Origin of the sequence: Rhodococcus sp. 21391 (assembly GCF_016772255.1) — a bacterium.
In the GTDB taxonomy this organism is placed as follows: Bacteria; Actinomycetota; Actinomycetes; order Mycobacteriales; family Mycobacteriaceae; genus Rhodococcus_F; species Rhodococcus_F opacus.
In genome coordinates this window covers 7,427,098-7,452,417 of sequence record NZ_CP063781.1, presented here as the reverse complement: position 1 = coordinate 7,452,417, position 25,320 = coordinate 7,427,098, and the positions used below count along the sequence as shown (strand labels likewise).

Genomic DNA, 25,320 nt, shown 5'->3' with positions numbered 1-25,320 from the left:
CGGTGATGGGCGCTGCGCTATCGCAGGATGGATCCACCATCGATGGCAATCTCTTCACCGGTTACGAAGCTGGATTGGTCGCTCGCCAGCCACAGCGCAAGGTCTGCGACCTCGGACGACTGACCGAATCGTTGCAGGACGGTCTGCTGGCTCATGGTCTTCCACGCCGTCTCGGGATTCGGCAGCCCTGCCGCGAAACCCCTCGCCATCGGGGTGTCGATCATTCCTGGGCAGACGACGTTGACTCGGATGTTCGGTGCAAACTCGACGGCTGCAACCTTGCTGAACTGGATGACACCGGCTTTGGCCGCGCCGTACGCAGAGAGGCTGTCCCATGCCCTGAGCGCCCCCGTGGAGGACAGGTTGATGATCGACCCTGACCGGTCGGCCATCAGGGGTGCGAAAGCTCTCGTCATGAGGAAGACGCTCTTGAGATTCACATCCAGTATTCGGTCCCACTCGTCGTTGCTGGTTTCGAGGATGGGCTTGAGCTGCATGAGTCCGGCATTGTTGTAGAGGACATCGATGCTTCCGTACTGCGCGGCGACAACCTCGGCGGCTTCGTCGACCTCCACTGCTGAAGATACGTCCACTTTTCGGAACTCGAACTTCGAGCCAGCCTGCGCCATCTCCTTGGCGAACAGTTCCGAACCCTCGTCAGTCCAGTCCATTCCGACAACGGTCGCGCCTTCGGCGCCGAATCGCTCGCATACAGCGCGCCCCATTCCACCGAGAGCTCCCGTCACTACGGCGATCTTTCCGTCAAGCGTGAGCATTGCATTCCCTTCTCCACGTGTTCTGGTCATTTCAGAAGCGCAAACAAACGTGGTCACGTCTCCGAAGCCATCGCCGCGGCTCACCCATCGGCACTGACGGGCCGCGTTACTCGAACAAACCTGATTGCCTGTTCTGGGCAGCTCTCGGCGCCCAACACAGCGGCGTCTTCCCTCCCCGGTTCGACCTCGCCCTCAGAGCCACGCTCAGCGTTGAAGCCATCGTCGTCCGCCTCGAAGACTCCCGGAGCGAGCGAGTAACAACGGCCATGCCCCGTACACAGGTTTCCATCAATCGAGTACCTCATCGGGGATCGCCGACCTTCGCACCGGGTGTGAATGTGACTGGCAGTTCGTTGATGATGCGCAGGAGACCTGTGGAATAGGTGACGGTGGCATCGGCCTTGAGCGCGATATCGGGCAGGCGGCGAAGAATCTGTTCGAGGGAGGTCTTGAGTTCGAGTCGCGCAGCATGTGAACCAACGCAGCGGTGCGGACCCAACCCGAATACAGCACTTCTGGTCTGATCACGATCGGGCCTGAACTCTAATGGCTCGTCATAGACTTCGGGATCGCGGCACGCGGCAGCGAAGTTCACCACGACACGGTCGCCTGGCTGAAACTGGGTGCCGGCCAATTCGATCGGTTTCGTCGCCGTGCGAGACGTTCCCGTAACTGGAGAGTTCAGTCGAAGCAGTTCCTCGACGGCACGTTCGTGTTCGTCGGGATTCGCTGCGAGCCAGTCCCTGTCCTCGGGGTGGCTTGCCAGGTGCAGCACCATGCTGCCGATCGCGGATGCTGTGGTTCCGACTGCTCCTGAGAGGAAAAGCGTGGCAACGTTGACCTTGTCATCCCAGGAGCATGGTTCTCCTGTTTCCGTGTCCACCCCCTCGAGGATTGAGTCGATGAAGTCGCCCCGGGGTGGTTGCTGTTGGCGCTCCTCGAGGTACCCCTCGATGTACGTGTGCAAGGCCGCCCAGGCGGGACCTTGCTCCTCGGGGGATCCCATGATCGCGTCGTCGACGACGTCCACCAGTCGGTCGAGATCCTCGAGAGGTGCCTGCAGCAGGGTCACGAAGAACACGCGGCCGGGCAGAAGCGCCGCGAATTCCTTGACGAAATCGCACTCACCAGTCGCGATGAAATTGTCGATAAGGGCGTCGACTTGCTTGCGCACCGAGTCCTCCCACTCCGCCACCTTGCGGACTGTGAAGTGCTTGTTCAGTGCGCCCCGCCAATTGGTGTGGTAGGGCGGATCGATCTCCTCAGGAAGCACAGGGGGCATGCCGTCCGGACGATTCGGAAACATCCCGTCGACACTGGTGAACGTCCGCCAATCCTGAGCGACCCGTCGAACGTCTTCCTGCCGGTTCACGACGTAGTAGCCGCGACCTACCTTGCTGTGGGCGACCGGGCATTTCTCGAGAAGTTCCGTCAGGACATCGTCGTAGTCGTCGTTGAACTCGGGCGAGTCGAGGTCGAAGTCGCTGAAATGGTCGCGCATCGCGTCCCGCTGCTCTGTGGTCACTGGCACATTCCTCCATCAGTGTGATCTGAACCACTTACGTAGAATGAAGTTAATCATGCTCCTAATGCGCCCATAGTGCAATAGCTCACACGAACAACCTCAGCCCCGCCGACCTCGGTCGCGGCACGATGCTGCAGTTGCGCAATCTCCGTAAGTTGCTGACGCTCCGACCATTCGGTTGCCCTCGCAGTCGCTACCCCCACCTCGGTGGACTCGGCGTCGTCGATCAATGCGCCATATGACTCCCAACGCTCGGCAGCCACCGAGCTCCAAGTTGTCAAATTAGGCGCATTATTCATCTGTTACATTTGCCTCTTCGCCGCGGCGAACTACTGACGACCGCGGTGCGTGTGCCGATTGATTCGGCATGCGACATTTTTGGAACGACATGTGAGGAATGGTCGGATGAGAGATAGCTCCGTCATCGTTGCCGGCGCGCGCACCCCGGTGGGCCGACTGATGGGATCGTTGAAGAACTTTTCAGGATCAGACCTGGGCGGAATCGCGATCAAGGCTGCGCTCGACAAGGCCGGCATCTCTGGCGACGAGGTCCAATACGTGATCATGGGCCAGGTTCTCACCGCGGGTGTGGGTCAGATACCTGCGCGGCAGGCTGCGGTCTCGGCCGGCATTCCCATGACCGTTCCCGCGCTCACGGTCAACAAGGTCTGCCTGTCTGGGATCGATGCCATAGCGCTCGCTGACCAGCTCATTCGTGCCGGGGAATTCGACGTGATCGTCGCCGGCGGCCAGGAGTCGATGAGTCAAGCACCTCACCTATTGCCCAGGTCCCGAGAGGGATTCAAGTACGGCGAGGTCCTCATGACCGACCATCTCGCCTATGACGGTCTCTACGATATTTTCACTGACCAAGCGATGGGCGTGCTCACCGAGACCCGGAACGCCACCGACCCGAGGCCCGTCACGCGCGAGGAGCAGGACAACTTCGCTGCCGATTCGCACCAACGTGCAGCAGCGGCGTGGAAGAACGGGGTGTTCGACGACGAGGTTGTTCCCGTCACCGTGCCACAGAGGTCGGGCGAACCGATCGTCGTCAGCCGGGACGAGGGCATTCGGCCCGACACCACGGCCGAGTCGTTGGCGTCCCTCCGGCCAGCGTTCAGCAAGACCGGTACGGTCACGGCCGGCTCGGCATCCCAATTATCGGACGGTGCAGCCGCAGTCGTCGTCATGAGTCGATCCCGTGCCGAAGCACTCGGGCTGCCCTGGCTGGCTGAAATCGGGGCGCACGGTGTCGTTGCCGGCCCTGACTCGACTCTGCAGGACCAGCCCGCCAATGCGATCGCCGCCGCCTGCTCGAAGGAAGGCATCGCGCCGTCCATGCTTGACCTGGTCGAGATCAACGAGGCGTTCGCCGCGATCGGCATCGCCTCGACCCGCGCCCTCGGACTCGACCCGGAACGGGTCAACGTCAACGGTGGAGCGATCGCAATCGGGCATCCGCTCGGCATGTCCGGCGCCCGCATCACCCTGCACCTTGCACGCGAGCTCCGGCGGCGCGGCGGCGGAACAGGCGTGGCCGCACTCTGCGGCGGCGGCGGGCAGGGCGATGCCCTGCTTCTACACGTACCGCGTCCGTAGCCACTTCGGAGCTTGATATCGAACGTCAGCCGAGACGCGACCGGACGAGTTCAGCCAACTCCTCCGGTCGCGCACTCTGCACAGAGTGCAATTCGGTGTCGATGGTGACGACTTCAATAGTTCTCGCCCGTCTCACGAACTCGGTAGCGTCCTCGAGTGGGACGACCCCGGATCTGGCTGCACGGACGAGTGTCACGGGGACCGTGAGTTCACTGACCCTCGACCACTGTTCGCTGTAGTCGACTGGTCGGCTGTCCGCATTGACGCGGCGGCGATGATCGGCGCGCCAACGCCACAGCCCGTCCGTTCCCTGTATTGCGTTGTGCCGGACTCCCCGCCGTAAGCCATCGCGACTACGTGTGGGTTGCACTGCAGCGGCAGCGTCGACCATATCTTCGAAAGTCACGAAGTGATCAGACCCTGCGGGCGGCCCCACCCTCCCGGTGTCGTGTGCGTGCCGTGCGGCTACACGGAGACCGGATTGCGGGGTCACATCGACGACGACGAGGTGGCGCACCCATGTGGACTGTGTAACCGCGAGGCAGATTGCGGTCAAACCACCAAGTGACATCCCAACGAGAACGCACGGGTTCGGCGCACCGTGACGTAGGTAGCCCGCGACAGCGGCGGCGTGTGACGATGGCGTGTAGTCAGGGTCATCATGCCAGTCCGAATGCCCGTGCCCGGGAAGATCCACTGCGAGAGCAGGACTGCCCAGTGCGAGGATGGTCGCATCCCAGGTGTGCGCGTTCTGCCCGTTTCCGTGGAGGAAGACAACTTCCGGTGCGCTTGTGCCCCAATGCAGGCCACTGACAGTCCGGGTGTCCACTCTGCGGTTGGCGCGACGCACGACAGGCACTTGAAGTGTCGGTGAGATGGACCGCGCAATCTCCGGCAAGCTAGCGAACTCGTCCATCATGAGAGGTTCGGGTATGCGATCGTTAAACTGTGCATCTCGTCGTCGGCACAGTTCGATTCAGGGATTACCTGCCACAATTTCTCGATGAACCGACGCTTGGTCATTCCGAAGTTCACGAGGATTTCCTCCTCCGTTGCGCCCCCATATGGTGCCCACATGTTGGCGAACTCGATGAGGCGCTCGGCCTCGGTGTCAGGATGCTTGCGTTTGCGGTTGGCTTCGAGCCAAGCAGCGCGACGCCTCTGGCGCCATTGGCGATACTCGCGGGAGTTCATCGGATTTCACATCAAATCAGGACTGAGAACAGCTTCGGAGTTTGGCGTGATCCCTGCGGCCCGCACTGCGAAGGACCCGAGCCGCAAGGCGCTCCTTCCGGAGCGTCGACGCTGTTCGGGTCCTTCGCGGTGTCGGATGCTCCTTGTGCCCGATCCGGACGGGAGCCGGTGCTTTAGGACGGAGAAGGGTTCGGACTAGATAGGAGGCCCCGGGGTCAGCTCCTGTCAGCGACGGTGGGAGCCCGTCGGTGATTGTCGACGTCGTCGGCGTATCTGCTTGAGACTGCCGCCGAGACGACGTCGGGTCCTTGATCAGCACGCGGTGTGGCTGTGCCCGCGGCGCCGGCGGCCGAGGAGTCGGTACTGCTGCGCCTGTTCTTGATGGTCAGTCCCAGAATGAGCGTCGCTATGCACATTCCCGCGCACATCAGCCACACCGCATTGAAAGCCGCCCATGAGGGAGAGTCCGAGGCAGCCGCTGCATCCGTTGAGAGAATGCTTGCCGCGATCTGAGCTCCGGAAGTTGCACCGACTGCTTTGACCACGAAGTTGAGGCCGCTGAAGGCCGCAACCCGCTCAGGGGGGACGCCAGAGACAACAAGGTTCATCGCCTGGGTGATCGAGATACCGCACCCGAATCCGACCAGGAGCAACCCAATGAGAACCATGGTGAAGTTGCCGGCGGACGCCATGAGGGAGAACGCCGCTGCTGCGATGGAGACCGGCCCGACAATCGTCGCGGTGCGCTGGCCGAGTTTGCGTTCGATCCACGTGGCGAGCGGCGCGGTGGTTCCGATGAGCATGGCCGGAACCAGCATGAAGCCGGTGAGGGTCGCGGATGCTCCGAGCCCGTATCCCGTGCCGATCGGCTGCTGGATCTGCATCGGCACGGCGACGAGCATGGCGTTGATGCAGAAACCAGCCATCACCATCAGCCCTGCTGCTGTGAAGACAGAGTGGTGGGCCAGGAGGCGGACGTCGACCAGCGGATCACTGATCCGCAATTCGGCTAGACCGAAGACGAACAGGAGGCCGAGCGCGGCCCCGAGCAGCGCCAGGAACCCAATCGAGGTCCAGCCCCAATCGGGAGCGTAGGTGAACGCGAGGAGGAGTACCGAGAGGCCGGCGCCGAGCAGCGCGCTTCCGAGAAGATCGATACGCCCGTGGCTCATGTTTGCCGGCGAGGCGGGGACGAGCCACCAGACAGCGGCAATGATGAGAATCAGAAGGAAGAACGGGAACCAGAACAACCAGCTGTAGTGGAGGTTGTCGGCGATCGGACCGGAGACGAGCATGGCGAGTGCGGTGCTGCCGAAGATGGCGCCCACCATGATTCCGTTTCCGGCCTTAGTCCGCTCGACTGACTGCGTCTCGCGCATGATTCCGACTGCTAGTGGCACCGTGCTGAGACCGAATCCCTGGAGCATCTGTCCAGCGATCAGCATCGGCATGGACGCCGACAGGGCCGACACGAGAGCACCTATCGTGACGATGACCAGGACTCCCAGCAGGACCCGCCGCTTGTCCCAAATCTCTCCGAGTCTGGCGACAATGGGCGTCACGATGGGACCGGTCAGCAGGACGCCGGTCAGCACCCAGGCGATGCTGGCACGCGAAGCGCCGAGTTCGGCCTGCAGGATCGGCAGCGCAGGTGAGGTCATCGATTCGAGCCCCTTGTAGGCGGCCACGGCGCCGATGACAACGGCGAGTATGACGCCCGCCTGGGCGCGCTGGGCTGATGGAGCAGGGGATTTCATCGGCGTTCTCCAAGACGTGGATCGGTTGAGCGCTGCGGTGAGGGATGGGCCCGCATTCTGCAGATCAGGTGTGCGCGGGACGTGGAAGCGACGCATCTCCGGCCTCCAGGCGCGGGAGGCGGAAACAGAGATCGTCGACACATTGGGTGCATCCGGACTATTCGTCGCATGATTAACCAATAGAATCACGTGACCTGAGTCACGTCAAGATGCACCGTCCCTGGCGGCCCACCTCGCCGGCCACGACCGGTCGCCCCGCGCTCCCGGGCGACCCCGCCAGGGGAGTGCGCACCCGGTGGCGTCGTTGACGTGACGTGCGCCACGTGGTTCTATTTGTCTAATCATGCGCCGAATGCGCCTGAAGGTGAGGAGTTACCTTGTTGCCTACCCGTTCGCCACACGCGAGCTCTAGTCCAGCCGCGGTCATGCCGCCGTCGTCAGCTACTTCTACGGATTCGAACGCGACCCGCGGGTTGAACAGTCTCAGCGTCACAGCCCAGAACGTGAGCCTGGACTTCCCAACCCGCGACGGATCGTCGTTGCGAGTCCTCGACGATGTCTCCGTACAGATCGAGCCGGGACAGTTCGTCTCACTCCTCGGCCCCAGTGGGTGCGGCAAATCCACATTCCTCAATGCCGTCGCCGGCCTCGCGACGATCTCCTCCGGCACCCTGCGAATCGGAGGCAGGGAACTGCAGTCGATCAATGGTCGGGCCGGTTACATGTTCCAAGAGGACACCCTGCTGCCCTGGGCGAGCGCCCTCGACAATGTTCTCCTACCAATGCAGGTATCCAATCGGGTTGATCGAGCCGAAGCCGGTCGCCTTCTCTCGTTGGTCGGCCTGGAAGGCTTCGAGAACCGCAAACCTCGCGAGCTGTCCGGCGGTATGCGCAAGCGAGTGCAGTTCGCCCGCCTCCTCGCGCAAACTCCCGAGATCATCCTGATGGACGAACCGTTCGGCGCGTTGGACGCGTTGACCAAAATCGTTATGCAGCAAGAACTTTTACGTGTGTGGCAGATGAACCCGAAGACAGTTCTCTTCGTCACCCACGATCCGAGCGAAGCAATCCTGTTGAGCGACCGAATCCTGATGTTCAGCGCTCGCCCCGGACGCATCGTCGAAGACTACTCGGTCGACATCGAACGTCCGCGCGGCGATCTCGCACAGATCATGAAGCGCGATGACTACCGCGAACTCTATGACGAAATCCTGCACAAACTGATGTCCGGAGGCGACGACCATGCCTGACACCGCGGTAACGACCGACAAACCCCGCGAACGAGAAGCAGAGAAAAGTCCCGGTTCGCGGACCACCAGCAGGAGAAAGATGCGGTTGGGTCCGACCCTGAAACTTCTAACCCTGCAGGTTCTGCTCCTGATCGTGGCGCTCGCCATGTGGCAGGCGGCGGTAGAGATCGGCTGGATCGACCCATTCTTCGTCAGCGAACCCACCGCAGTGATCGAACGACTGCGCGAAGTCCTCGTCGACAAAGAACTCTATGTCGATGTGGCATTCACGATGCAGAACGTCCTCGTTGGATTTGCGCTTAGCGCAGTCACCGGTGTCGCCAGCGCCTGCATCATGTACAAGTTCCCACTGCTGCAGAAAGTGGTCGACCCGTACATTCTTGCCCTATACAGCACCCCCCGCATCGCGATCGCCCCGTTGTTCATCATCTGGTTCGGGATCGGACCGGCGTCGAAGATCGCCTTGGTCTTCTCGCTGTGCTACTTCATCATGCTGCTCAATACCTATGCGGGCCTGACCAACGTCGATCAACGGCTCATCAGCCAGGTGAAGATGATGGGAGCGAGCGATTGGTTCATCTTCCGGAAGGTCAGCCTGCCGGCGTCGGTGCCGTGGTTGCTCTCGGGTACACGCGTGGGATTGGGATTCGCCCTCATCGGCGCGGTCGTCGGCGAACTCATCATCTCAGAACACGGACTGGGCCTACGCATCTCGCGGGCGTCAGGTCTGTTCGACACCACCGGGGTCTTCACCTATCTGATCATCGTCGCGGCCCTGGGCGTGATCCTCGATCAAGCGGTGCGCCTGCTCGAAAGGTCCCTTTCCTCTTGGGGCAGTGCCACCGCCAAATAGTCAGCCACGCCTCTCGACGTCTGACGGCATCCGGCCACACGCCTGAAGTGCTCGCAGGCTCGTCCTCCCCAACCCGAAAGGAACACGCCATGCGAACGCGTGTTTTGCCTGTACTCATTGCCCTCTCGACGCTCTTGTTCGTCAGCGCCTGCGGCGGCGCCACCTCCCGCAACGCCGACGGCAATGTGATCAAGATCGCCGGGGTCAATTTGATGTGCTTCAGTCCCGCCTTCGTCGCCGAGAAGCTCGGCTACTTCGACGACGAAGGCCTCGACGTCACCATCGTGCCCACCGACAGCGGTGATGCCTCGGTCACGGCTCTGCTCGGCCGCAGCGTCGTCGCCGTGACGACGGGCTTCGATACCCCGATCGAACTGACCGGGAAGGGTCAATCCATCCAGAGTCTGGCGGGCCTCGAGATGGCGACGATCTATGCGTTCGTCGGCGGCAACACCTTTCCTCAGATCCCGCCGAACAACCCGCAGGCCTTCGTCGATGCGATGAAGGGCAAGAGGTTCGGTGTTGCCGCGTCCGGGTCCACCGGGGACAGCATCGCTCGCGGGATCTTTGCCGAGTATGGGCTCAACCCCGATACCGATGTCACCATCATCGCCGTGGGTACCGGCGCCGAAGCCAGTGCGGCCCTGCGAACAGGGTCGGTCGACGCCCTCATCACCTATGAGCCGGACCTGACCCAGATCACCACCTCGGGCACGGGACGGATCGTCTTCGACCTGCGCACCACCACGACCGAATCCACCTACTCCAAGCTGCCGACCTCGACCCTGCAGGCGACCACCGAGTGGATCAACGACAACCCCGAGACCGCCCGGGCGCTCGTGCGTGCGGTGACACGAGCGAACAACACTCTGCGCGACGACCCCGCAACCGCACTGCCGGTGCTCGAGGAGCTCTACCCCGACCTGGCACCGGACCTCGTCGCGAACATCTACAACGCCTCGCGCGATCACTTCACCTCGGAGATCTCACCGCAGACCTACGACGCGGCAATGAAGATCTACCAAAACACCGGCCTGATCACCGACGATGTTCCCTACGAGGAGGTCGTCGCCACGCAGTTCTCCGACATCTGGAATTTGAAGACTTCGGAGTAACACCATCACACCGGTCTCCAGCGACCGGACAATAATTAGCGGTACCCAGAAGGAGCCTTAGTGTCCACCGTAAATGTCGTCGCCACCGGCGACGCCATCGTCACCCACCGCATCTCGGCGAACCCGAATGCCAACTTCACCGCCCTCGTCGACCTGTTGCGCAGCACCGACGTGACCATCACGAACGTGGAGATGGTCTTCCCCGGCCCCGGCCGCAAGCCGTCGACCACGTTCCACGGCACGCACCTGGGCGTCGAGCCCGAACTCTTGTCCGAGTTCGAGTGGCTTGGCATCAACCTCTACGGCATGGCCAACAACCACGCCACCGACTACGGCACCGACGGCCTGGTGGCATCACTGGAGGAACTCGAAAAACGCGGACTTGCCTACGCGGGCGCCGGCCGCACATTGCGAGAAGCCCGCCAGCCGCGATACTTCGACGCCCCCGGAGGCCGTGTCGCCTTCATCTCCGCGGGCTCGAGCAACGCTCGACTGTCCCTCGCCGCCGACCCTGGCATCGCCGACGCCGGCCGTCCCGGTATCGCCCCGGTGCGACTGCAGAAGACGCACTACATTCGGCAGGACCGTTTCGAGGAACTCCGCGAGATTCTTGCCGACGCCGGCGTCAACGTCACCTCGAGCGGCACCACCGCACCGGGTATCCATTTCCCGTACCCCGACCGCAACGTCTACGACCCGCCGCCGCCCGGTGGGATCGCCGTCGAGGGGGTTCATTTCGTCCCGGATGCGAACCCGCGAGTACAGGAAGATGCGTTGACGCGGGATGTCGAAGCACTGCAGTACGTGGTGGACGAGGCGCGGCGTCAGGCGGATCTGGTGATCGTCGGCCTGCACTGCCACGAGGGCATCCAGGGCCGCTGGAACAACGAGGTCCCGGCCGAGTTCCTCCGGCCCCTCGCCCACGGGCTCATCGATGCCGGCGCCCACGGCGTTGTTGGTCACGGCCCGCACATGCTCCGTGGGGTCGAGCTCTACAAAGGGCGTCCCATCTGCTACTCGCTGGGCAATTTCGTCTTCAACCTCGAGGTGATCTCCGCCTTCCCGCCGGAGGTCTACGAACAGCAGGGCATGCCACCGACCTCGACCACCGCCGACCTCTACGACGCGGTGACCGGGTACGCCGACCAGCCGAAGTTCTGGGAGTCGGTGGTCGCCCGCTTCTCGTACGAAGACGGTGTCCTGACCGGCACGGAGCTGCATCCGATCACTCTCGGCCGATCCGAACCGCGAAGCCGCCGCGGGTGCCCGGAATTCGCCTCCCCCGACGACGCCATCCGCATCCTCGAACATCTCGACGAGTTGTCGGAACCCTTCGGATCACGGGTGAAGATCGAACGCACCGGCGATTTCTACGTCGGCCGGATCACGTCCACGTGATCACCAACGGAAAGTCCGGCGCCGCGTCCAGTTCGGTTCTGCGAGAGCACCAAAGCCCTCGTTGAGCCCGACTCATCGAGGCATTCCATCACCGTGCATGCGGCCGCGGCCGCATGCACGGTGATGTCTGAGAGGAGTGTCCTGCAGTGATCACGTCAGGTCCGACAACTTTCCGGGTCGCTGCCGGAGCCATCGCGGTGACCACCTCGACGGCGCTGCCGGTTTTCCTCACCGGCGCCCTGGCAGTGCAGATTGCCGAAGACCTGCACCTGGATCCGGCTGGCCTCGGGTTGGCGGTCGCGCTCTACTTCGCGGTGAGCGCGACTGTTGCACTGCCCGCCGGCCGAATCATCGACCGCATCGGTAGTGGCGTGTCGAGCACTGCGGCAGTAGTCGGAGCGGCAGTGTTCATGTTGCTGATCGCCGGTCTTGCGCAGTCGTACCGATCGCTGCTCGTTCTTCTCCTCGCCAGCGCGTGGTGCAATGTCGTGGGCCAGCTGTCGTCGAACTCGTCGCTGGCGAGGTCGATGCCCGCGGACCGCCTGGGATTGTCCTTCGGCGCAAAACAAGCGTCCGTTCCGACTGCGACACTGCTCGCCGGAGTTGCGGTGCCGGCCATCGCACTGCCGTTGGGATGGCGTTGGTCCTTTGTCATCGGCGCCGCGGTCGCGCTGTGCGCGCTGGCCGCCACCCCTCGTGGCAGCCGGCCAGCGCGTCCACCCCTTCCAGCAGCACGATCGGCCACCCCGCTGGCTCTCGCTGTCATCGGCGCGGCGGCGAGCCTTGCCGCCGCGGCGGCGAACGCCATGACCATCTTCCTCGTTGCGTCCTCGGTGTCCCGTGGCATCGCTCCCTCGACCGCCGGGCTGGTCTTGACCCTCGGCAGCGTGATCGCACTGTTCATGCGGATGCTGCACGGGTGGCTTGCCGACCGGCGCCCGACCGGTCACTTCGCTTATGTTGCCGGAAGTCTCACCCTCGGAGCGATCGGGGCTGCGCTCCTCGCCCTACCGGGTACGGTTCCCCTCCTCGTGGGTGTCGTACTGGGCATGGGCCTGGGCTGGTCCTGGCCGGGGCTACTGCAGTTCGCGATCATCCGGCTCAATCCCTCGTCGCCGGCCACCGCGACAGGTGCCGTACAGGTCGGTGTCTACGCGGGCGGATGCCTCGGCCCACTCTGTTTCGGTTTCATCGCAATGCACTTCGGCTTCGCAACAGGGTGGATCCTCGTCGCGGGCGCGATGGTGATAGCGGCCTGCGTGTTGATGATCGGCCGACGCATGCTGCGCTCGGGCTCACCGCTCGAGCGCGATGACCGCACCACTGTCGCATCAGAACACACGTCGTCCTAGTCTTGCTGCTCTCGCACTGCACGTGCTCGTGCGAACGCAGGACGGGCATGGATGCGACCGGCGTTCGCGTCGCACCCATGCCCGATTGCTGTGGTCGTCAGTGCCAACCAGTCATCACGGACCCGAAACCTTCGGGAACATCCCGCAGCCATTGTTCTTGAGGCACGATCGGCCGTTCGAGTCGACCGGCGCGACCCATCCGCTCTTCGAAGGCCTCGAGGTGTTTCATCATCGCGCGCGTAGCGCGGGCGGAATCGCCAGCCACGATCGCTTTGGCGATAGCCATGTGCGCATTATTCGCTTCGTCGACGACCGAATCATCTATCGATTCGCTGCGAAGATGTTCTCGGAGAAGGTCATGCGGCACCATGACCAACACGCGCAACAGCAGGTTGTCGGCCAGCTCGGCGACACGCTCGTGGAAGGCGACCTCATTGTTGTATCCCGGCATCGAGCCGTGCTCGGCGAGCTTGAGCAGGCTGCACTTGTCCTCCTTGCTCGCGATGGAGGCGGCGAGGCCTGCCGCTGGCGGCTCGACCATCTTCCGATAGGTCGTCAGATCACGCAGCGGCGCCTTCGACAGTGTGAGCACCGGCGCGATTCCGTGGCTCAGACTCGACAGATCGGGCTGCGCGACGAAGATGCCGCCGTGAGAGCCGCGCTTGATGACAACGAGGCCCTGCGCTTCGAGAAGCCTGATCGCTTCTCTGACCGAGGCTCGTCCGAGACCGCTCTGCTCGATCAGCTCGGGTTCGCTCGGTAGCGCCGTACCCGGTTCGAGGCCGTAGCCGAGAATCTTGGCGCGGATTTCCTGCGCCAACATGGCCGCAGCCTTGGGCAACTTGCGGTCACTTGCGACGGCAAAAGACCGCACGGGAGTTGCGGTGCTACGTTCCCCGTTCGTACTCAGCGCAGGCATATCGGCCACACCGGACCTTTCGTCAATGCCTGTGACCGCGCAGTATGGGTGTCACCCTCTCAGCCACAGGAGTTAGGTGCATCATTCGACAAAATCTTATCATTCCCCTACCAGCAAGTCGGGTTCCGCGCGGTGTGTCTGCGCCGCCCGTCAGCTGTTGGATTTCGAGTGTGCGGGGAGTGCAGTCGACCCGGCCGGGTCCGCGCGAGTTCGGCCCCGGCCGGGTCACCTCTGATTACTTCTCGTAGAAGTAGAGCGCACTACCGTAGGTGGGCGCGTCGACGCGGTGTTCCTGGCCCTGGTAGGTAACGACGCCGGTGGCGTGTCCGGCCCCGTAGAGACCGGCCCACTTGGCCCGCGGGTCCGGGTCATCGAAGTAGTCCCGCAGAGCCAGTCGGTTCGGGTTGCGCACCACATCGATGGAGGCGCTGCCGCCATCGCCCTCCGCGGTGAGCCGGTAGCGCATCGGGTGGTCGATCTCCTCGAACCCGGGGAGCTTGGCAGTCTCCTGGATGTCGACCTCTACGTCGCCGAAGTCCACCATCGACTTGCCGTCGACTGTGAACGTCAGCGTCTGGAGCTGGATGCTTCCGTCGTTCTTCCAGACCTTGTAGAAGAGCGGAATGCTGAACGGCGATTCTCCGGCTCCGGGGATGCTCTCCCACAGACCGCGGTTGATACCCGGAGTCCAGAAGCGTCCGCGGCGCCGTTCGAGGTAGCCGGCCCCCTTCACACTGGTCGAGGTCCCCCCGCGGGTGAGCGTTCCCTGCACTGTGAAACGGGGAACGTAGTGCCAGGTGATACCGCGCAGGTTCGGCAGTGCCTCGAACGCCGGCGTCTCCGCGCTCATGTGGACCTCGAGCGACACCTCCTCGCCGTTGTGCGTGCCTTCGACGTAGATGTCGTACTCGGGGAAGGTGCCGCGGATGTACTGGTTACCGAACTGGACGTCGACACCCGACCGCGAGGTCTTGAAGGTGCCGAGCGGCTGGTACAGCTGCGTGAGGTCGATGACCTCATCCTTGGTGTGCAGCGAGCAGATCCAGGCTTCGTCGAGCGATCCGAGTGCCGGCCAGAAGTACAGGGCCGTATCGTTGCCGGCCTCGTCGACGAGGTCGGCGTGCGCGCACCACCACTGCATCTTCGGGCTGTAGTAGGTGCCCTCCAAGTCCTGGGTCAATTCGGCTGGTTCGAGAATGGACAATTTCGTTCCTTTCGGTGATTACAACGTGAAGACGGTCTGTGTAACCGTCGTCGTCAGTGGTCCGACAGTTCCTTGCCGACAATGCCGACGAAGGAGACGCATCGGCCTGGCCGTCCGCCAAGGTTGTGGGTGAGTCCGATCTTGGGATCCTTCAGTTGCCGCGGTCCTGCCTCGCCGCGGAATTGCAGCCAGCACTCGAACATCATTCGCAGGCCCGTCGCTCCGATCGGGTGTCCGAACGACTTGAGTCCTCCGTCGATGTTGACCGGCAGGGCGCCGTCCGCGTCGAAGACACCGTCGAGGACGTCGAGCCATCCGTGTCCTCGTTCGGAGAATCCGAGATCTTCCATGAGCACGAGCTCAGTCGGGGTGAAGCAGTCGTGGACTTCGGCGAGCGAGATTTCTCGCCGTGGGTCGGTGATGCCGGCCTGCCGGTACGCATCGGCCGCACAGGTGACGACTTCCGGCACCGAGGCGAACGACGCGTCGTCGTCGAGGATGGAGTATCCGTTTCCTGCCACCACCGACAGCGCTTTGACGAACATCGGAGTGTCGGTGTACTTGTACGCGTCCTCGGCCCGCACGACGAGAGCCGCCGCGGCACCGTCGGCAACTCCGGAGCAGTCGAGCACCCCGAGCGATCCGGCCACCAACGGCGACCGCGAGACCGCCTCGGCCGTAACAGGAGTGCGGAACTGCGCCCGCGGATTCAACGCGCCGTTCGCGTGGTTCTTCACAGCGATATGGCTGAGGGTCTTGCGCATCATCGTCGGGTCGACGTCGTATGCCTGCTCGTACGCGGGAGCTAAGTACGAGAATGCTGCTGGCGCCGTGGTTTCCACCGATGTACCGTCGTCCGGCGGGTCGTTTCGGACCAGTCCGGAGAATCCGGAGTCCTTCAGTTTCTCGACTCCGGTGGCCATCACGACGTCGTAGGCGCCGGAGGCCACCGCGTAGACGGCACCACGCAGGGACTCCGACCCCGAGGCGCACATGTTCTCCACGCGCGTCACCGGTTTTCCCCGGGACTTGAGGGCGGTGGACAAGGTCAGTCCGCTGTACCCCGAATCCATCGTGCCGAGCCAAAATGCGTCCACATCGTCCAGGGACGCATTGGCGCTTTTCAGGCAGTCGGTGGCCGCTTCGACGAGGAGATCCGAGGTGCTGCGATCCCACAGTTCACCGAATCGTGTGCAGCCCATTCCCACGATGGCGACCTTGTCGCTGATGCCATGGCTACTCACTGTGCACCGCCCTCCGCTGTTGCTTTCCACACGTAGTTGTGCACGCCACCACTGGAATGGCGGCGGCGAAACGTCATCCGCGCCGGCGCGCCGACGAACAGTGAGTCGGGATCGGTGTCGGTGATCTCCACTTCCAGCCGCCCTCCCCCGTCGAAGCCGACGACTGCCGCGACCATCGGCGGGTTCAGGGTGTACGCCAGCCGGTCCACACTGAAAGTTCGAATGGTGGCGTTCTTGTCCGTCATCACGACCGGGTCGCCGTGCTCGGTCGAGCCGCACCGGACACACACTTGTTGAGGTGGTGTCGACACATTGCCGCATGCCAGGCAGGTGGATCCCTGCAGCGCGTACTTCCACTTCACGCCGCGCATCGCGGCGGGAGCGCTGACGGTCCGCGGTTCCGGTCGTCGTGGAGGCTCCCGGTCGAGGATTCCACGCCAGGTGAGGGCATCCAGATAGCTGGGGACCACACCGGAGCCGATTGGGCCGGGGTGGAAGGCACCGTGCACGTTGTCGGTGACGCGCACCGTGAGTACATCGCAGCCGTCGGCCAGGCTGACCGCGGTCAGCGTGTGACCGCTGCTGGCGGCGGCGAGTGCATCGGACAGCTTCACCAGCAAATCTGCGGTGCCCGCGTACCCGACCCCGTCGAGGGTGTGGACGGTACCCAGGGCGGCGAGTTCCTTGCCAGCCGCCTTCGTCAACCGCGCCGAGGGTGTGCTGACCACGACCTGATCACAGGTATCGACCTGGGAGTCTTTGAGAGCATCCGAGAGCAGCGACAGGTACCGCGAGACCGGGAACCGGTCTTCCGACTGGCTGATCCAGGGCTTTTTGGGGTCACGCCAATGGTCTTGGATCTCCTCGGTCATGCTCACGGAGCCGGTGATGACTGCCGCGGCAGAGTCGGCGTCACCGATCAACAACGCGGCACCGGCGTCGCCGTGCAGCAGTTCGATGGGTGAACCCGGCCGGGAGGTGTTGATGTCGCCGGCCAGGATGAGTGTTCCCGGTTCGGCGGACAGTAAGACACCGAGCACCGACCGAAGCGAGCCTCCGGCGTCGTAGGCGGGCACATTGGGATCGAGGCCCAGTGCGGCGTGCGCCGCACTGGCGTTGTTCTTCACCAGGTAGGGCGCCGTCGTGGAGCAGAAGACCAATGCCTTGGTCTGTCGCAGTGCCTCGGTCGGCAGTCGGCGGGCCGCCTCGATCGCGAGGGTGAGGGAATCTTCGTCCGGCCCGGCGAGGCTGCGTTGACCGCGCCCACCTTCACGGTTGTGGCTTCTGGCTATTTCGGCTCCGGTCAGCCGGTAGCGGGGAAAGTAGCTTGCGGCCGTGCGGATCCCGATTTCGGTCTTCACCATCTCACCCCAGAGCTCCCCTGGCCGACAGGTCATCGATCTCGGCGCTGTCGGCGCCGATCCAGTCCCGCAGGATGTCCGCGGCATGCTGCCCCGGCCTGTCGGCGGGGAGCCGATCCTGGGGTTGCTTCGCGTTTCCGGTCATCCGCCAGGGCGCACCGGGCGCGATGAGGTCGTGTCCTCGAACATTCCACTCGGAGAAGAAGTCCCGGTCGTGCAGCTGAGGGTGCTCGAGGATCGCGGCGACGTCGTTGACACTGGCGCAGGCGAGGCCGGCGCCGGCGAGTGTATCGACCAGCTCGGGGCCGTCCCACTTGTCGAAGATCGGGCGGAGTTGCTCGTTGAGTAGTTCTCGATTGCTGACCCGCATCGGTGCTGTCGCGAACTCTGTTTGGGTACAGAGATCTTCGCGTTCGAGTACGGAGCAGAAGGTGGCCCAGTGCGCCTCGGTCAGGATGGCGATCGCGACCGGAGTTGTGGCGGTGGAATAGACCTCGTAGGGAGCCAGCAGTGGGTGCGCTGTTCCGATCGGCTTGGGCATCACACCGGAGAGTCCGTAGCTGAAGATGTTGAATGCCATGGTCGACGCGGCCACGTCGAGCATGGAGACATCGATGTAGCGGCCCTGCCCGAGGGCTTCCTTCCCGCGGAGCGCGGAGGCGAGGGAGAATGCTGCGACCATGGCGGCGAGCACGTCGACCACGGCGGTCCCGACTTTGGCCGGCGACTCCTCATCGGTCCCGGTCACCGACAGCAACCCGCCTTCGGCCTGAATCAGCAGGTCGTAGGCGCGGCGGTCGCTGTAGGGTCCGGTCTCGCCGAATCCGCTGACCGAGCAGTACACGAGATCGGGGTGCGATTCGGTCAGGGTGTCGTAATCGAGCCCGAGTTTACGCATCACGCCGGGCGAGAAGTTCTCGACCACGGCATCGGCTTCGGCGATCAACCGCTTGGCCGTGGCGAGTCCCTCGGGAGATTTGAGGTCGAGGACGATGGACCGCTTGTTCCGGTTCACCGCCAGGAAGTGGGGGCTCAGTCCGTCGAGGTCGTTGCGGGTCCATGCACGGACGTGATCGCCGGTTCCCGGGGGCTCGACCTTGACCACGTCCGCCCCCATATCGGCGAGCATCATGGTCCCGTACGGAGCCGCCCAGGCGTGCTCGAACGCGATGATCTTGATTCCGTTCAGCGGCCCCGCGACCGGGTAGGTACCGGATGGATAGGACATCATGCCCTCCGAAACTTGTTGTAGTTCGGTTCGCGCTTCTCCGCGAATGCTGTTGTGGCCTCGCGCTGTTCGTCAGAGCCGAAGAAGGAGGCGAGGCTTTCGACGATCATCGGGATGACGTCGTCGCCGAGCACGTTCTCGGCACCGATCGCGGTCTTGAGGACTCGCAGGACGGTCGGGCTCTTACCGAGCAGGTCCTGGCACATCTTCTCGACGGCGTCGTCGAGGGTGCCGCTCGGGGCGATCCGGTTGATCAGGCCCATCTGGAGGGCTTCTTGAGCGGTGTACTGCTCGCACAACATCATGATCTCGCGGGCCTTCTTCTCGCCGACGATCTTCGGCAGCAGGCGGGTGAGGTAGATCGGCGCGCCACCGACCTTGGCCCCGACCTGGCCGAACCGGGCGCCCTCGTCGGCGATGGTGATGTCGGCGAAGCAGTGCAGTTCGTGACCGCCGCCGATGCACCAGCCGTTCACGGCGGCGATGATGGGAATGCCGATCCCGCGCATCGTGGCGAACAGATCGCGCAGTTGCTGCGCCACCGCCCGCCATCCCCGGGCGTCCAGACGCGAGACCAGTTCCTTCTGGTCCGCGCCGACGCAGAAGGCGCGGTCGCCCGCCCCGGTCAGCACCGCGACGCCGATCGTCGGGTCCTCGTCGGCGCGCCGGAACGCTTCGATCAATTCCTGGACCGTTGTGGTGCGCAGCGCGTTGAGCGACTCCGGCCGGTTGATGGTGATGGTGGCCACGCCGTCGCGCGCGGTGTAAATGATATCGGTGTATGTCACGTTCATCGTCCCTTGAAAACTGGTGTCCTGCGCTCCGCGAAGGCCGCGAGACCTTCGGCGAAGTCGGCTGTCTTGAAACAGATGTGTTGCCCCCAGCTCTCGAATTCGAGCTGCCCCTCCAGGGTGAGCTGATCCGAACGCTGGATTGCGCGTTTGGTGAACGAGAGCGCCACCGCGGGCCCGGCCGCCAGCTGCGCGGCGAATTCGTGCACCGCGTTGCTCAGTTCGGCGTCGGGCACGACCTCGTCGGCGAGACCCAGTTGCAGCGCCTCATCCGGTGTCACGGTCGCCCCGGTCATCAGGATCCTGGCGGCACGCGAGCGGGGAATCAACCGGGGCAACAGGTACGTCAGGCCACTGTCGGGCATCATGCCCCGCCGCACGAACGCCGCCACGAACGTCGCCGAGTGCGCGAGGAAGCGGAAGTCCGCGGCGCACGCGATGGACATTCCACCGCCGCCGGCGACGCCGTTGACCGCGGCAATGACGGGTTTGGGAATCGACCACACCGGCTGCACGAAGGCCCCGACCGCACGCTCCAATGTCGTCGCATCGGCGGCTTCGACGACCTTGGGAATGCGTTCCTTGACGTCTGCGCCCGAGCAGAATCCGCGGCCGGCGCCGGTGATCACGACTACCTTGACCCGGTCGTCGTCGGTCACCTCGCGGCACAGCGCAGGCAAGGTCGCGGTCAACATCTCGGTGGTCAGCGCATTGAGCGTGTCCGGGCGGGACAAGGTGATCGTCGCGATGCCCAACTCGTCGACCTCATAGAGGATGTCGGAGGAGCCAAGCTGCGTCACGTCCGTCATTTCGCTCTCCGTTCCGATCGCAACTCGAGCTGGCCACCGTCGAGGACCATCACCGCACCGTCGTCGGTGAACGACCGGAACCGGACCGTGTCACCGTCCTGCCACATATCCGTCCGCAGCCGCTGGCCCGGGAAGACGGGCGCCTTGAAGCGCACCTGAACGGACTCGAGGGCGCCGACGTCGCCGTCGGCCAGCTCTCGGATCACCGACCACGTCGCGTGCGCGAAGGTGCACAGACCGTGCAGAATCGGGCGCTCGAAACCGGCCTCGACCGCGATCTTCGGGTCGGCGTGCACGGGGTTGTAGTCGCCGCTGAGTCGGTAGATCAACGCCGCTCGCGGTGAAATCTCGCTCTCGACGGACGCCGTCGGAGAGCCCTCCGGCCACGGCGTGGCCGGTTGCTTGGGCCGGACCGGCCCGCCGAAGCCGCCATCCTTGCGGCAGAACAGCGTGCTGTCGGAGGTGGCGACCAGTGCACCGGTCTGCGCGTCGAAGAGGCGGCGTCGCCAGCGGACGAGGGCTCCGCGGCCCGGCCCCTTGTCCTCGACGTCGACCACCTGTGTCTCGCACCGAAGGGGGTTGTCTGGGTGCAGCGGGGCGTGAATCTCGAGCGACTGCTCACCGTGGACGACGTGCACCCAGTCGATGCCGGTGGCGGGATCCCGGAACCACGGGCCGGGGTGGCCGATGACCGCTGCCATGGTGGGCAGAACCGTGAGATTGCGTTCGTAGACGTACGGGAGTTCCGCCTCGTCGGTCGGATCCGAGCCCAGGCCGACCCCGAGCGCGTAGAGCATGGCATCGCGCGCGGTGTAGGAGTGCTCGGACGTCGGGAACGGATAATCGAGCAGTTTTGCGGCGTCGATAGTCATCGCGTGTTCGCCTTTCAGGCGGGGTCGTAGGAGAAGATCTGCGGCGAGGTCTCGAGCGGGACGAGGCTAGTGGCGATGGCGGGCCCGAAGTGCGAGGCCAGCGTCTCGGCGCTCCAGCCGTCCGTGCGGGTCATCGTCTTGAGTGGTCGCGGCTGGCTCATCAGCATGATCTCGTTGCCGCGCACCACGAAGATCTGGCCACTGATGTTCTCGGCCTCCTCACCGAGCAGGTAGTTGACCAGGGGCGCAACCTGTTCGGGCTTCATTGCTTTCATCCGTGCGAGCCGGGCCTTCTCCGCCGGCGTCTCGTCCGGCAGGGTTCCGATCAACCGGCTCCACGCGAAGGGGGCGATCGTGTTCGACCGGACGTTGTACCGGGCCATGTCCAGTGCGATCGACCGCGACAGGCCGACGATGCCGAGCTTGGCGGCGGAGTAGTTCGCCTGTGCAAGATTGCCGATCAGACCGGCCGTCGAGGTCATGTGGACGAACGCGCCGAACGACTGCTCGCGGAAGACTTCGGCGGCCGCCCTGCTCACCGAGAAACTGCCCTTCAGGTGCACCTTGAGTACCGAATCCCAGTCGGACTCGGGCATCTTGTGGAAAATGCCGTCCCGCAGGATGCCGGCGCAGTTCACGACGCCGTCGAGCTGACCGAATTCGTCGACGGCCGAGCGGATCATCTCCCGGGACGCATCCCAGTTGCTGATGTCCGCTGTGCTCGCCAGCGCCTGCCCGCCGGCGTCGCGGATTTCCTTCGCGACAGTCTCGGCGGGTCCGTCGTCCGCTCCGTTTCCCTGCGGCCCGGCACCCAGGTCGTTGACGACAACGGACCACCCGGCACCCGCCAACGAGAGTGCCACTGCACGCCCGATCCCACGGCCCGCTCCGGTAACCACCGCGACCCTGCTGGTCATTCGATCATCTCCTCTTCTCGACTTACACCGCTGCGCGATGTGACCGCAACGACGTGGCAACGACCACGTGACGCCGCCCACTTGACACATTAGGTTAATCTTGCGCCAGATTCCAATAATTCGCAATCGTCCCCGGAAGGAGCTCGCATGGGAGTCATCGACACCGACTGTGTCGAAGGCATAGGTGTGGTTACGTTGAACGATCCCGCACGACGTAATGCGATCACTGTCGATCTCGCCGACGAACTCGCCGACGCTCTCACCCACTTGGAGGGCATCCCGTCAGTGAGAGCAGTCGTGGTAACCGGAGCTGGTTCGGCGTTCTGCGCGGGCGCCGACCGCGGTGCCCTGATCCACGCCGATGAACAGGTCCTCCGACGCATCTACGAGGCGTTTCTCCTCGTCCGCAACTTCCGGCTGCCCACGGTGGCGGCCGTCAACGGCCCGGCGGTCGGGGCGGGTTTCAACCTCGCCCTCGCCTGCGATGTAAGGATCGCCGCGGAGTCGGCGGTCTTCGATGCCCGGTTCATTCAGATCCCTATCCATCCCGGTGGCGGTCACACCTGGATGCTGAACGAAGTGGTCGGTCCGCAGGCGGCCGCCGCAGTGACCCTGTTCGGAGCAGCCGTCGACGGTGCCCGCGCCAAAGAGCTCGGGTTGGCCTGGTCCTGTGTGCCAGACAGCGACCTGCTCCCCGCCAGCTTCGACTTCTGCCGAACCATCACACGCGCCCCCCGTGCGCTCGCAGTCCAGGTGAAGTCGACGTTGCGGTCATCGGCACAGTTTCGCGACCACGCCCAGGCGATGGAACACGAGCTTCGAGAACAGCTGACGAGCGTGCGTAGGCCCGAGTTCCGTGAACAATTCAAGGTCGGCCGATGAGTACGGCCGTCGAGTCGGTGCTCGAACTCTTCACCGAATCCGTCGCCCCCGAACCAGAAGAGATCACCGCCGAACGTCACCGCGTCCGCGCCTTCCTCGAGCAGGCCACGCAATCGGGTCTGATGATCTCCGAATGCGACAGCTGGCTCTCCGGCCACTCGGTTGCATTCTCCGCCGAACTGGGCCGGCAAGGCTGGATCGGAATGACCTGGCCCGAGCAGTACGGCGGGCGAGCGACATCGGCACCCGCACGGTTCGCCGTGATCGAGGAACTACTGGCCGCCGGCGCACCGGTGGCGGCGCACTGGTTCTCCGACCGCCAGATCGGCCCCTCGCTACTGCGCCATGGCTCCGAGGCACAACGGGAGTTCTTTCTCCCAGCGATGACCCGCGGTGAACTCTTCTTCTGCATCGGCATGAGCGAACCGGAATCCGGATCCGATCTCGGATCGGTGCGCAGCCGCGCGTCACAGACGACCGGTGGATGGCTGGTGAACGGATCGAAGATCTGGACCAGCCACGCCGACAAGGCGCATTACATGCTGGCGCTGGTCCGAACCGGACGAGTCGAGGAACGAGCTGCCGAGGCGCTGACCCAGGTCATCATCGATATGCGGCAACCGGGGATCACAGTGCGGCCCATCCGGACGTTGGACGGGCGCGAACATTTCTGTGAGGTGATCTTCGACGACGTCTTCGTCCCCGATGACAACGTGCTCGGTCGTGTCGGCGGCGGCTGGCGGCAGGTCATGGGTGAACTCGGCTTCGAGCGCAGCGGCCCGGAACGTTTCCTGTCGACGTTTCCGATGTTCGCCGCCCTCGCGTCCGACAAGGGCGAGCCGAATCAGGCGCGGGACGAAGATCTCGGGTCCGTCATCGCCCGGTTGTCCGTGCTTCGCGCGATGTCGACGCGGATCAATCATCACCTCGACGGTGCCGAGGCGCCGGGGGTGGCGGCGGCGATCGTCAAGGATCTCGGGACGACTCTCGAGAACGACACGATCGACATCACCCGACGGTGGATGGATAGCATCGCCGACCCGCAGCGGGCGTCCGATGTTTCCCGATGGTTCGCCCAGGCCCAAACCCACGCCCCTGGCTTCACCCTCCGGGGTGGCACCAACGAGATCATGCGCGGAATCATCGCGCGAGCATTGGAAGTTTCATGAGTGACTTGGATTCCTTGCTGTCGCAGCTTTTCGGTAAGGAAGACGCTTGTGCCGGTGAGAATATCGACGGGACCGCCTGGTCCAGGCTTGTCGAATCCGACCTCACCCGTGTCGGTATCGAAGACAGTCTCGGCGGCGCCGGCGGCGACTGGTCGGATGCCGCCACCGTCACCATCCGAGCGGCTCAGGCCGGAATCGCCGCCCCTCTGACCGAGTGCCTGTTCATTGCCAGCCACCTGGCCGCGAAGACCGGGAACACGCTCCCCCCTGGACTGGTCACCGCATCAGTCGCGGCGCGCAGGACCAGCACGCTGACGAAGACCACCCGGGGCTGGCACCTCACCGCAGCCTTCGAGAAGGTGCCATGGGGCAGCGTCTGCGACGAGCTGTGGGCCCTTGTTCCCACCACATCAGGGAAGGTCGCGTTCGTCCGGGTCAACCGGAAGGATCTGGTCGCGACCCCGCGACTGAGCCTGGGAACCGAACCCCGCGACGATCTCCATGTCGACACCGAGATCGGCGTCCACAACGTGATGGATGAAGACGTCATCGACGAAGTGATGCTCTTGGGAGCGCTGGGGCGCAGCTGCCAACTACTGGGCGCCCTCCGCTCGTGCCTCCGCCTCTCCCACGAGTACGTACTGGTCAGGCATCAATTCCGCAAACCCCTTGCCGCGCACCAGATCGTGCAGCACACGATCGCAACCATCGCCGAGGACGCCGCGGCGGCCGAGTCAGCCGTCATCGCGGCAGTACAGCAGCTTCCCGCACCGGGACGCTCCCCTGCCGCCCCAGCCGTCCTGGCCATTGCCGCCGCGAAAGTACAGACCTCGACGGCAGCGACCAAAGTAGCCCGAGCCGCTCATCAACTACACGGGGCGATGGGACTGACCGCCGAGCACCCCCTGCATTTCCATTCGACCAGGCTCTGGTCGTGGCGGGACGAATTCGGAACCGAAGCTCACTGGTCGGCCCAGATCGCCGACCTCGTACGCACCACATACGCCGGCGATGTTTGGGCAGCGCTGACTGTCCTCTCCTCCGGCGCCGCCCTGGGTGGTCTTGCAGCCGCGGCCACCTCCAACCTCTCGAAGGGATAACT

24 protein-coding genes are annotated in these 25,320 nt (G+C 64.1%); 9 read left to right on the top strand and 15 right to left on the bottom strand.

Translation table 11 applies throughout. The annotated features are described in order from the left end of the window. Nucleotides 1-17: 17 nt before the first annotated feature. The 3 genes from GO592_RS34615 to GO592_RS34605 form a co-directional block, all read right to left on the bottom strand. Nucleotides 18-776, bottom strand: a complete 759-nt coding sequence (locus GO592_RS34615; protein WP_172651810.1) for an SDR family NAD(P)-dependent oxidoreductase — start codon at nucleotides 774-776, stop codon at nucleotides 18-20. Between the two features lie 80 nt (nucleotides 777-856). Next, a complete protein-coding gene (locus GO592_RS34610; RefSeq protein WP_202715085.1) occupies nucleotides 857-1,081 on the bottom strand; it encodes a ferredoxin in 225 nt (74 codons plus the stop codon). Further along, on the bottom strand, nucleotides 1,078-2,148 hold the full coding sequence (locus GO592_RS34605) for a cytochrome P450 (protein ID WP_202715084.1): 1,071 nt from the start codon (nucleotides 2,146-2,148) through the stop codon (nucleotides 1,078-1,080). Before GO592_RS34605 ends, GO592_RS34610 begins: the two co-directional genes overlap by 4 nt. Before the next feature lie 558 nt (nucleotides 2,149-2,706). Between GO592_RS34605 and GO592_RS34600 the strand changes: the two genes are divergently transcribed. Beyond that, complete coding sequence (locus tag GO592_RS34600; RefSeq protein ID WP_172651813.1) at nucleotides 2,707-3,903, top strand: acetyl-CoA C-acetyltransferase; 1,197 nt, start codon at nucleotides 2,707-2,709, stop codon at nucleotides 3,901-3,903. Between the two features lie 25 nt (nucleotides 3,904-3,928). On the opposite strand, the gene GO592_RS46715 is transcribed toward GO592_RS34600, so the two are convergent. From GO592_RS46715 to GO592_RS34585, 3 genes are all read right to left on the bottom strand, one after another. Beyond that, entirely contained in the window at nucleotides 3,929-4,819 is an 891-nt protein-coding gene (locus tag GO592_RS46715) for an alpha/beta fold hydrolase (RefSeq protein ID WP_443218436.1), read from the bottom strand. Next, on the bottom strand, nucleotides 4,819-5,097 hold the full coding sequence (locus GO592_RS34590) for a hypothetical protein (RefSeq protein WP_073358060.1): 279 nt from the start codon (nucleotides 5,095-5,097) through the stop codon (nucleotides 4,819-4,821). Before GO592_RS34590 ends, GO592_RS46715 begins: the two co-directional genes overlap by 1 nt. Before the next feature lie 215 nt (nucleotides 5,098-5,312). Next, a complete protein-coding gene (locus tag GO592_RS34585) occupies nucleotides 5,313-6,854 on the bottom strand; it encodes an MFS transporter (RefSeq protein ID WP_073358059.1) in 1,542 nt (513 codons plus the stop codon). A 503-nt stretch (nucleotides 6,855-7,357) separates the two neighbouring features. Between GO592_RS34585 and GO592_RS34580 the strand changes: the two genes are divergently transcribed. The 5 genes from GO592_RS34580 to GO592_RS34560 all read left to right on the top strand — a co-directional run bounded on the left by GO592_RS34580 (nucleotide 7,358) and on the right by GO592_RS34560 (nucleotide 12,822). Beyond that, nucleotides 7,358-8,104: an ABC transporter ATP-binding protein gene (locus GO592_RS34580; RefSeq protein ID WP_202715082.1), complete on the top strand. Its 747-nt coding sequence runs from the start codon at nucleotides 7,358-7,360 to the stop codon at nucleotides 8,102-8,104. Next, on the top strand, nucleotides 8,097-8,957 hold the full coding sequence (locus GO592_RS34575) for an ABC transporter permease (protein ID WP_172651816.1): 861 nt from the start codon (nucleotides 8,097-8,099) through the stop codon (nucleotides 8,955-8,957). The genes GO592_RS34580 and GO592_RS34575 overlap by 8 nt, the downstream gene beginning before the upstream one ends. Nucleotides 8,958-9,046: 89 nt before the next feature. Continuing rightward, entirely contained in the window at nucleotides 9,047-10,072 is a 1,026-nt protein-coding gene (locus GO592_RS34570) for an ABC transporter substrate-binding protein (RefSeq protein ID WP_202715081.1), read from the top strand. Nucleotides 10,073-10,132: 60 nt separating this feature from the next. Next, nucleotides 10,133-11,470: a CapA family protein gene (locus GO592_RS34565; RefSeq protein ID WP_172651818.1), complete on the top strand. Its 1,338-nt coding sequence runs from the start codon at nucleotides 10,133-10,135 to the stop codon at nucleotides 11,468-11,470. A gap of 146 nt (nucleotides 11,471-11,616) precedes the next feature. Then, nucleotides 11,617-12,822 carry an MFS transporter gene (locus GO592_RS34560; protein WP_202715080.1) on the top strand — a complete coding sequence of 402 codons (1,206 nt, stop codon included), beginning with the start codon at nucleotides 11,617-11,619 and terminating at the stop codon, nucleotides 12,820-12,822. A 97-nt stretch (nucleotides 12,823-12,919) separates the two neighbouring features. On the opposite strand, the gene GO592_RS34555 is transcribed toward GO592_RS34560, so the two are convergent. The 9 genes from GO592_RS34555 to GO592_RS34515 form a co-directional block, all read right to left on the bottom strand. Continuing rightward, nucleotides 12,920-13,645, bottom strand: coding sequence for a FadR/GntR family transcriptional regulator (locus GO592_RS34555; protein WP_073358053.1), 726 nt, complete (start codon nucleotides 13,643-13,645; stop codon nucleotides 12,920-12,922). 331 nt (nucleotides 13,646-13,976) lie between these two features. Further along, nucleotides 13,977-14,945: a hypothetical protein gene (locus tag GO592_RS34550; RefSeq protein ID WP_172651819.1), complete on the bottom strand. Its 969-nt coding sequence runs from the start codon at nucleotides 14,943-14,945 to the stop codon at nucleotides 13,977-13,979. 53 nt (nucleotides 14,946-14,998) lie between these two features. Continuing rightward, nucleotides 14,999-16,189, bottom strand: coding sequence for an acetyl-CoA acetyltransferase (locus GO592_RS34545; RefSeq protein WP_073358051.1), 1,191 nt, complete (start codon nucleotides 16,187-16,189; stop codon nucleotides 14,999-15,001). Beyond that, nucleotides 16,186-17,553, bottom strand: a complete 1,368-nt coding sequence (locus GO592_RS34540) for an OB-fold domain-containing protein (RefSeq protein ID WP_157951460.1) — start codon at nucleotides 17,551-17,553, stop codon at nucleotides 16,186-16,188. Before GO592_RS34540 ends, GO592_RS34545 begins: the two co-directional genes overlap by 4 nt. Nucleotide 17,554: 1 nt before the next feature. Continuing rightward, nucleotides 17,555-18,781 carry a CaiB/BaiF CoA transferase family protein gene (locus tag GO592_RS34535; RefSeq protein ID WP_237737183.1) on the bottom strand — a complete coding sequence of 409 codons (1,227 nt, stop codon included), beginning with the start codon at nucleotides 18,779-18,781 and terminating at the stop codon, nucleotides 17,555-17,557. Then, nucleotides 18,778-19,566, bottom strand: a complete 789-nt coding sequence (locus GO592_RS34530) for an enoyl-CoA hydratase-related protein (protein WP_073358121.1) — start codon at nucleotides 19,564-19,566, stop codon at nucleotides 18,778-18,780. Before GO592_RS34530 ends, GO592_RS34535 begins: the two co-directional genes overlap by 4 nt. Before the next feature lie 2 nt (nucleotides 19,567-19,568). Continuing rightward, complete coding sequence (locus GO592_RS34525; protein ID WP_202715078.1) at nucleotides 19,569-20,378, bottom strand: enoyl-CoA hydratase/isomerase family protein; 810 nt, start codon at nucleotides 20,376-20,378, stop codon at nucleotides 19,569-19,571. Then, a complete protein-coding gene (locus tag GO592_RS34520; protein ID WP_105422032.1) occupies nucleotides 20,375-21,250 on the bottom strand; it encodes a MaoC/PaaZ C-terminal domain-containing protein in 876 nt (291 codons plus the stop codon). The genes GO592_RS34525 and GO592_RS34520 overlap by 4 nt, the downstream gene beginning before the upstream one ends. A gap of 14 nt (nucleotides 21,251-21,264) precedes the next feature. Next, nucleotides 21,265-22,167 carry an SDR family NAD(P)-dependent oxidoreductase gene (locus tag GO592_RS34515; RefSeq protein ID WP_172651824.1) on the bottom strand — a complete coding sequence of 301 codons (903 nt, stop codon included), beginning with the start codon at nucleotides 22,165-22,167 and terminating at the stop codon, nucleotides 21,265-21,267. A 147-nt stretch (nucleotides 22,168-22,314) separates the two neighbouring features. Between GO592_RS34515 and GO592_RS34510 the strand changes: the two genes are divergently transcribed. Genes GO592_RS34510 through GO592_RS34500 form a run of 3 tightly spaced genes read left to right on the top strand, consistent with a single transcriptional unit; the run spans nucleotide 22,315 to nucleotide 25,318 of the window. Then, the gene (locus tag GO592_RS34510; protein WP_105422030.1) at nucleotides 22,315-23,049 is read left to right on the top strand and encodes an enoyl-CoA hydratase-related protein; all 735 of its coding nucleotides are present in this window, start codon (nucleotides 22,315-22,317) and stop codon (nucleotides 23,047-23,049) included. Beyond that, entirely contained in the window at nucleotides 23,046-24,218 is a 1,173-nt protein-coding gene (locus tag GO592_RS34505) for an acyl-CoA dehydrogenase family protein (protein ID WP_172651825.1), read from the top strand. Before GO592_RS34510 ends, GO592_RS34505 begins: the two co-directional genes overlap by 4 nt. Beyond that, the gene (locus tag GO592_RS34500; protein WP_157951458.1) at nucleotides 24,215-25,318 is read left to right on the top strand and encodes an acyl-CoA dehydrogenase family protein; all 1,104 of its coding nucleotides are present in this window, start codon (nucleotides 24,215-24,217) and stop codon (nucleotides 25,316-25,318) included. The genes GO592_RS34505 and GO592_RS34500 overlap by 4 nt, the downstream gene beginning before the upstream one ends. The last annotated feature ends 2 nt before the right edge of the window (nucleotides 25,319-25,320 follow it).

What these genes read in the sequence shown, in the direction of transcription:
- GO592_RS34610 (WP_202715085.1), bottom strand. Translation starts at nt 1,081, where the DNA reads ATGAGGTACTCGATTGATGGAAACCTGTGTACGGGGCATGGCCGTTGT.
- GO592_RS34555 (WP_073358053.1), bottom strand. Translation starts at nt 13,645, where the DNA reads ATGTTGGCGCAGGAAATCCGCGCCAAGATTCTCGGCTACGGCCTCGAA.
- GO592_RS34600 (WP_172651813.1), top strand. Translation starts at nt 2,707, where the DNA reads ATGAGAGATAGCTCCGTCATCGTTGCCGGCGCGCGCACCCCGGTGGGC.
- GO592_RS34570 (WP_202715081.1), top strand. Translation starts at nt 9,047, where the DNA reads ATGCGAACGCGTGTTTTGCCTGTACTCATTGCCCTCTCGACGCTCTTG.
- GO592_RS34520 (WP_105422032.1), bottom strand. Translation starts at nt 21,250, where the DNA reads ATGACTATCGACGCCGCAAAACTGCTCGATTATCCGTTCCCGACGTCC.
- GO592_RS34515 (WP_172651824.1), bottom strand. Translation starts at nt 22,167, where the DNA reads ATGACCAGCAGGGTCGCGGTGGTTACCGGAGCGGGCCGTGGGATCGGG.
- GO592_RS34615 (WP_172651810.1), bottom strand. Translation starts at nt 776, where the DNA reads ATGCTCACGCTTGACGGAAAGATCGCCGTAGTGACGGGAGCTCTCGGT.
- GO592_RS34540 (WP_157951460.1), bottom strand. Translation starts at nt 17,553, where the DNA reads ATGGTGAAGACCGAAATCGGGATCCGCACGGCCGCAAGCTACTTTCCC.
- GO592_RS34585 (WP_073358059.1), bottom strand. Translation starts at nt 6,854, where the DNA reads ATGAAATCCCCTGCTCCATCAGCCCAGCGCGCCCAGGCGGGCGTCATA.
- GO592_RS34505 (WP_172651825.1), top strand. Translation starts at nt 23,046, where the DNA reads ATGAGTACGGCCGTCGAGTCGGTGCTCGAACTCTTCACCGAATCCGTC.
- GO592_RS46715 (WP_443218436.1), bottom strand. Translation starts at nt 4,819, where the DNA reads ATGGACGAGTTCGCTAGCTTGCCGGAGATTGCGCGGTCCATCTCACCG.
- GO592_RS34590 (WP_073358060.1), bottom strand. Translation starts at nt 5,097, where the DNA reads ATGAACTCCCGCGAGTATCGCCAATGGCGCCAGAGGCGTCGCGCTGCT.
- GO592_RS34535 (WP_237737183.1), bottom strand. Translation starts at nt 18,781, where the DNA reads ATGATGTCCTATCCATCCGGTACCTACCCGGTCGCGGGGCCGCTGAAC.
- GO592_RS34500 (WP_157951458.1), top strand. Translation starts at nt 24,215, where the DNA reads ATGAGTGACTTGGATTCCTTGCTGTCGCAGCTTTTCGGTAAGGAAGAC.
- GO592_RS34510 (WP_105422030.1), top strand. Translation starts at nt 22,315, where the DNA reads ATGGGAGTCATCGACACCGACTGTGTCGAAGGCATAGGTGTGGTTACG.
- GO592_RS34525 (WP_202715078.1), bottom strand. Translation starts at nt 20,378, where the DNA reads ATGACGGACGTGACGCAGCTTGGCTCCTCCGACATCCTCTATGAGGTC.
- GO592_RS34575 (WP_172651816.1), top strand. Translation starts at nt 8,097, where the DNA reads ATGCCTGACACCGCGGTAACGACCGACAAACCCCGCGAACGAGAAGCA.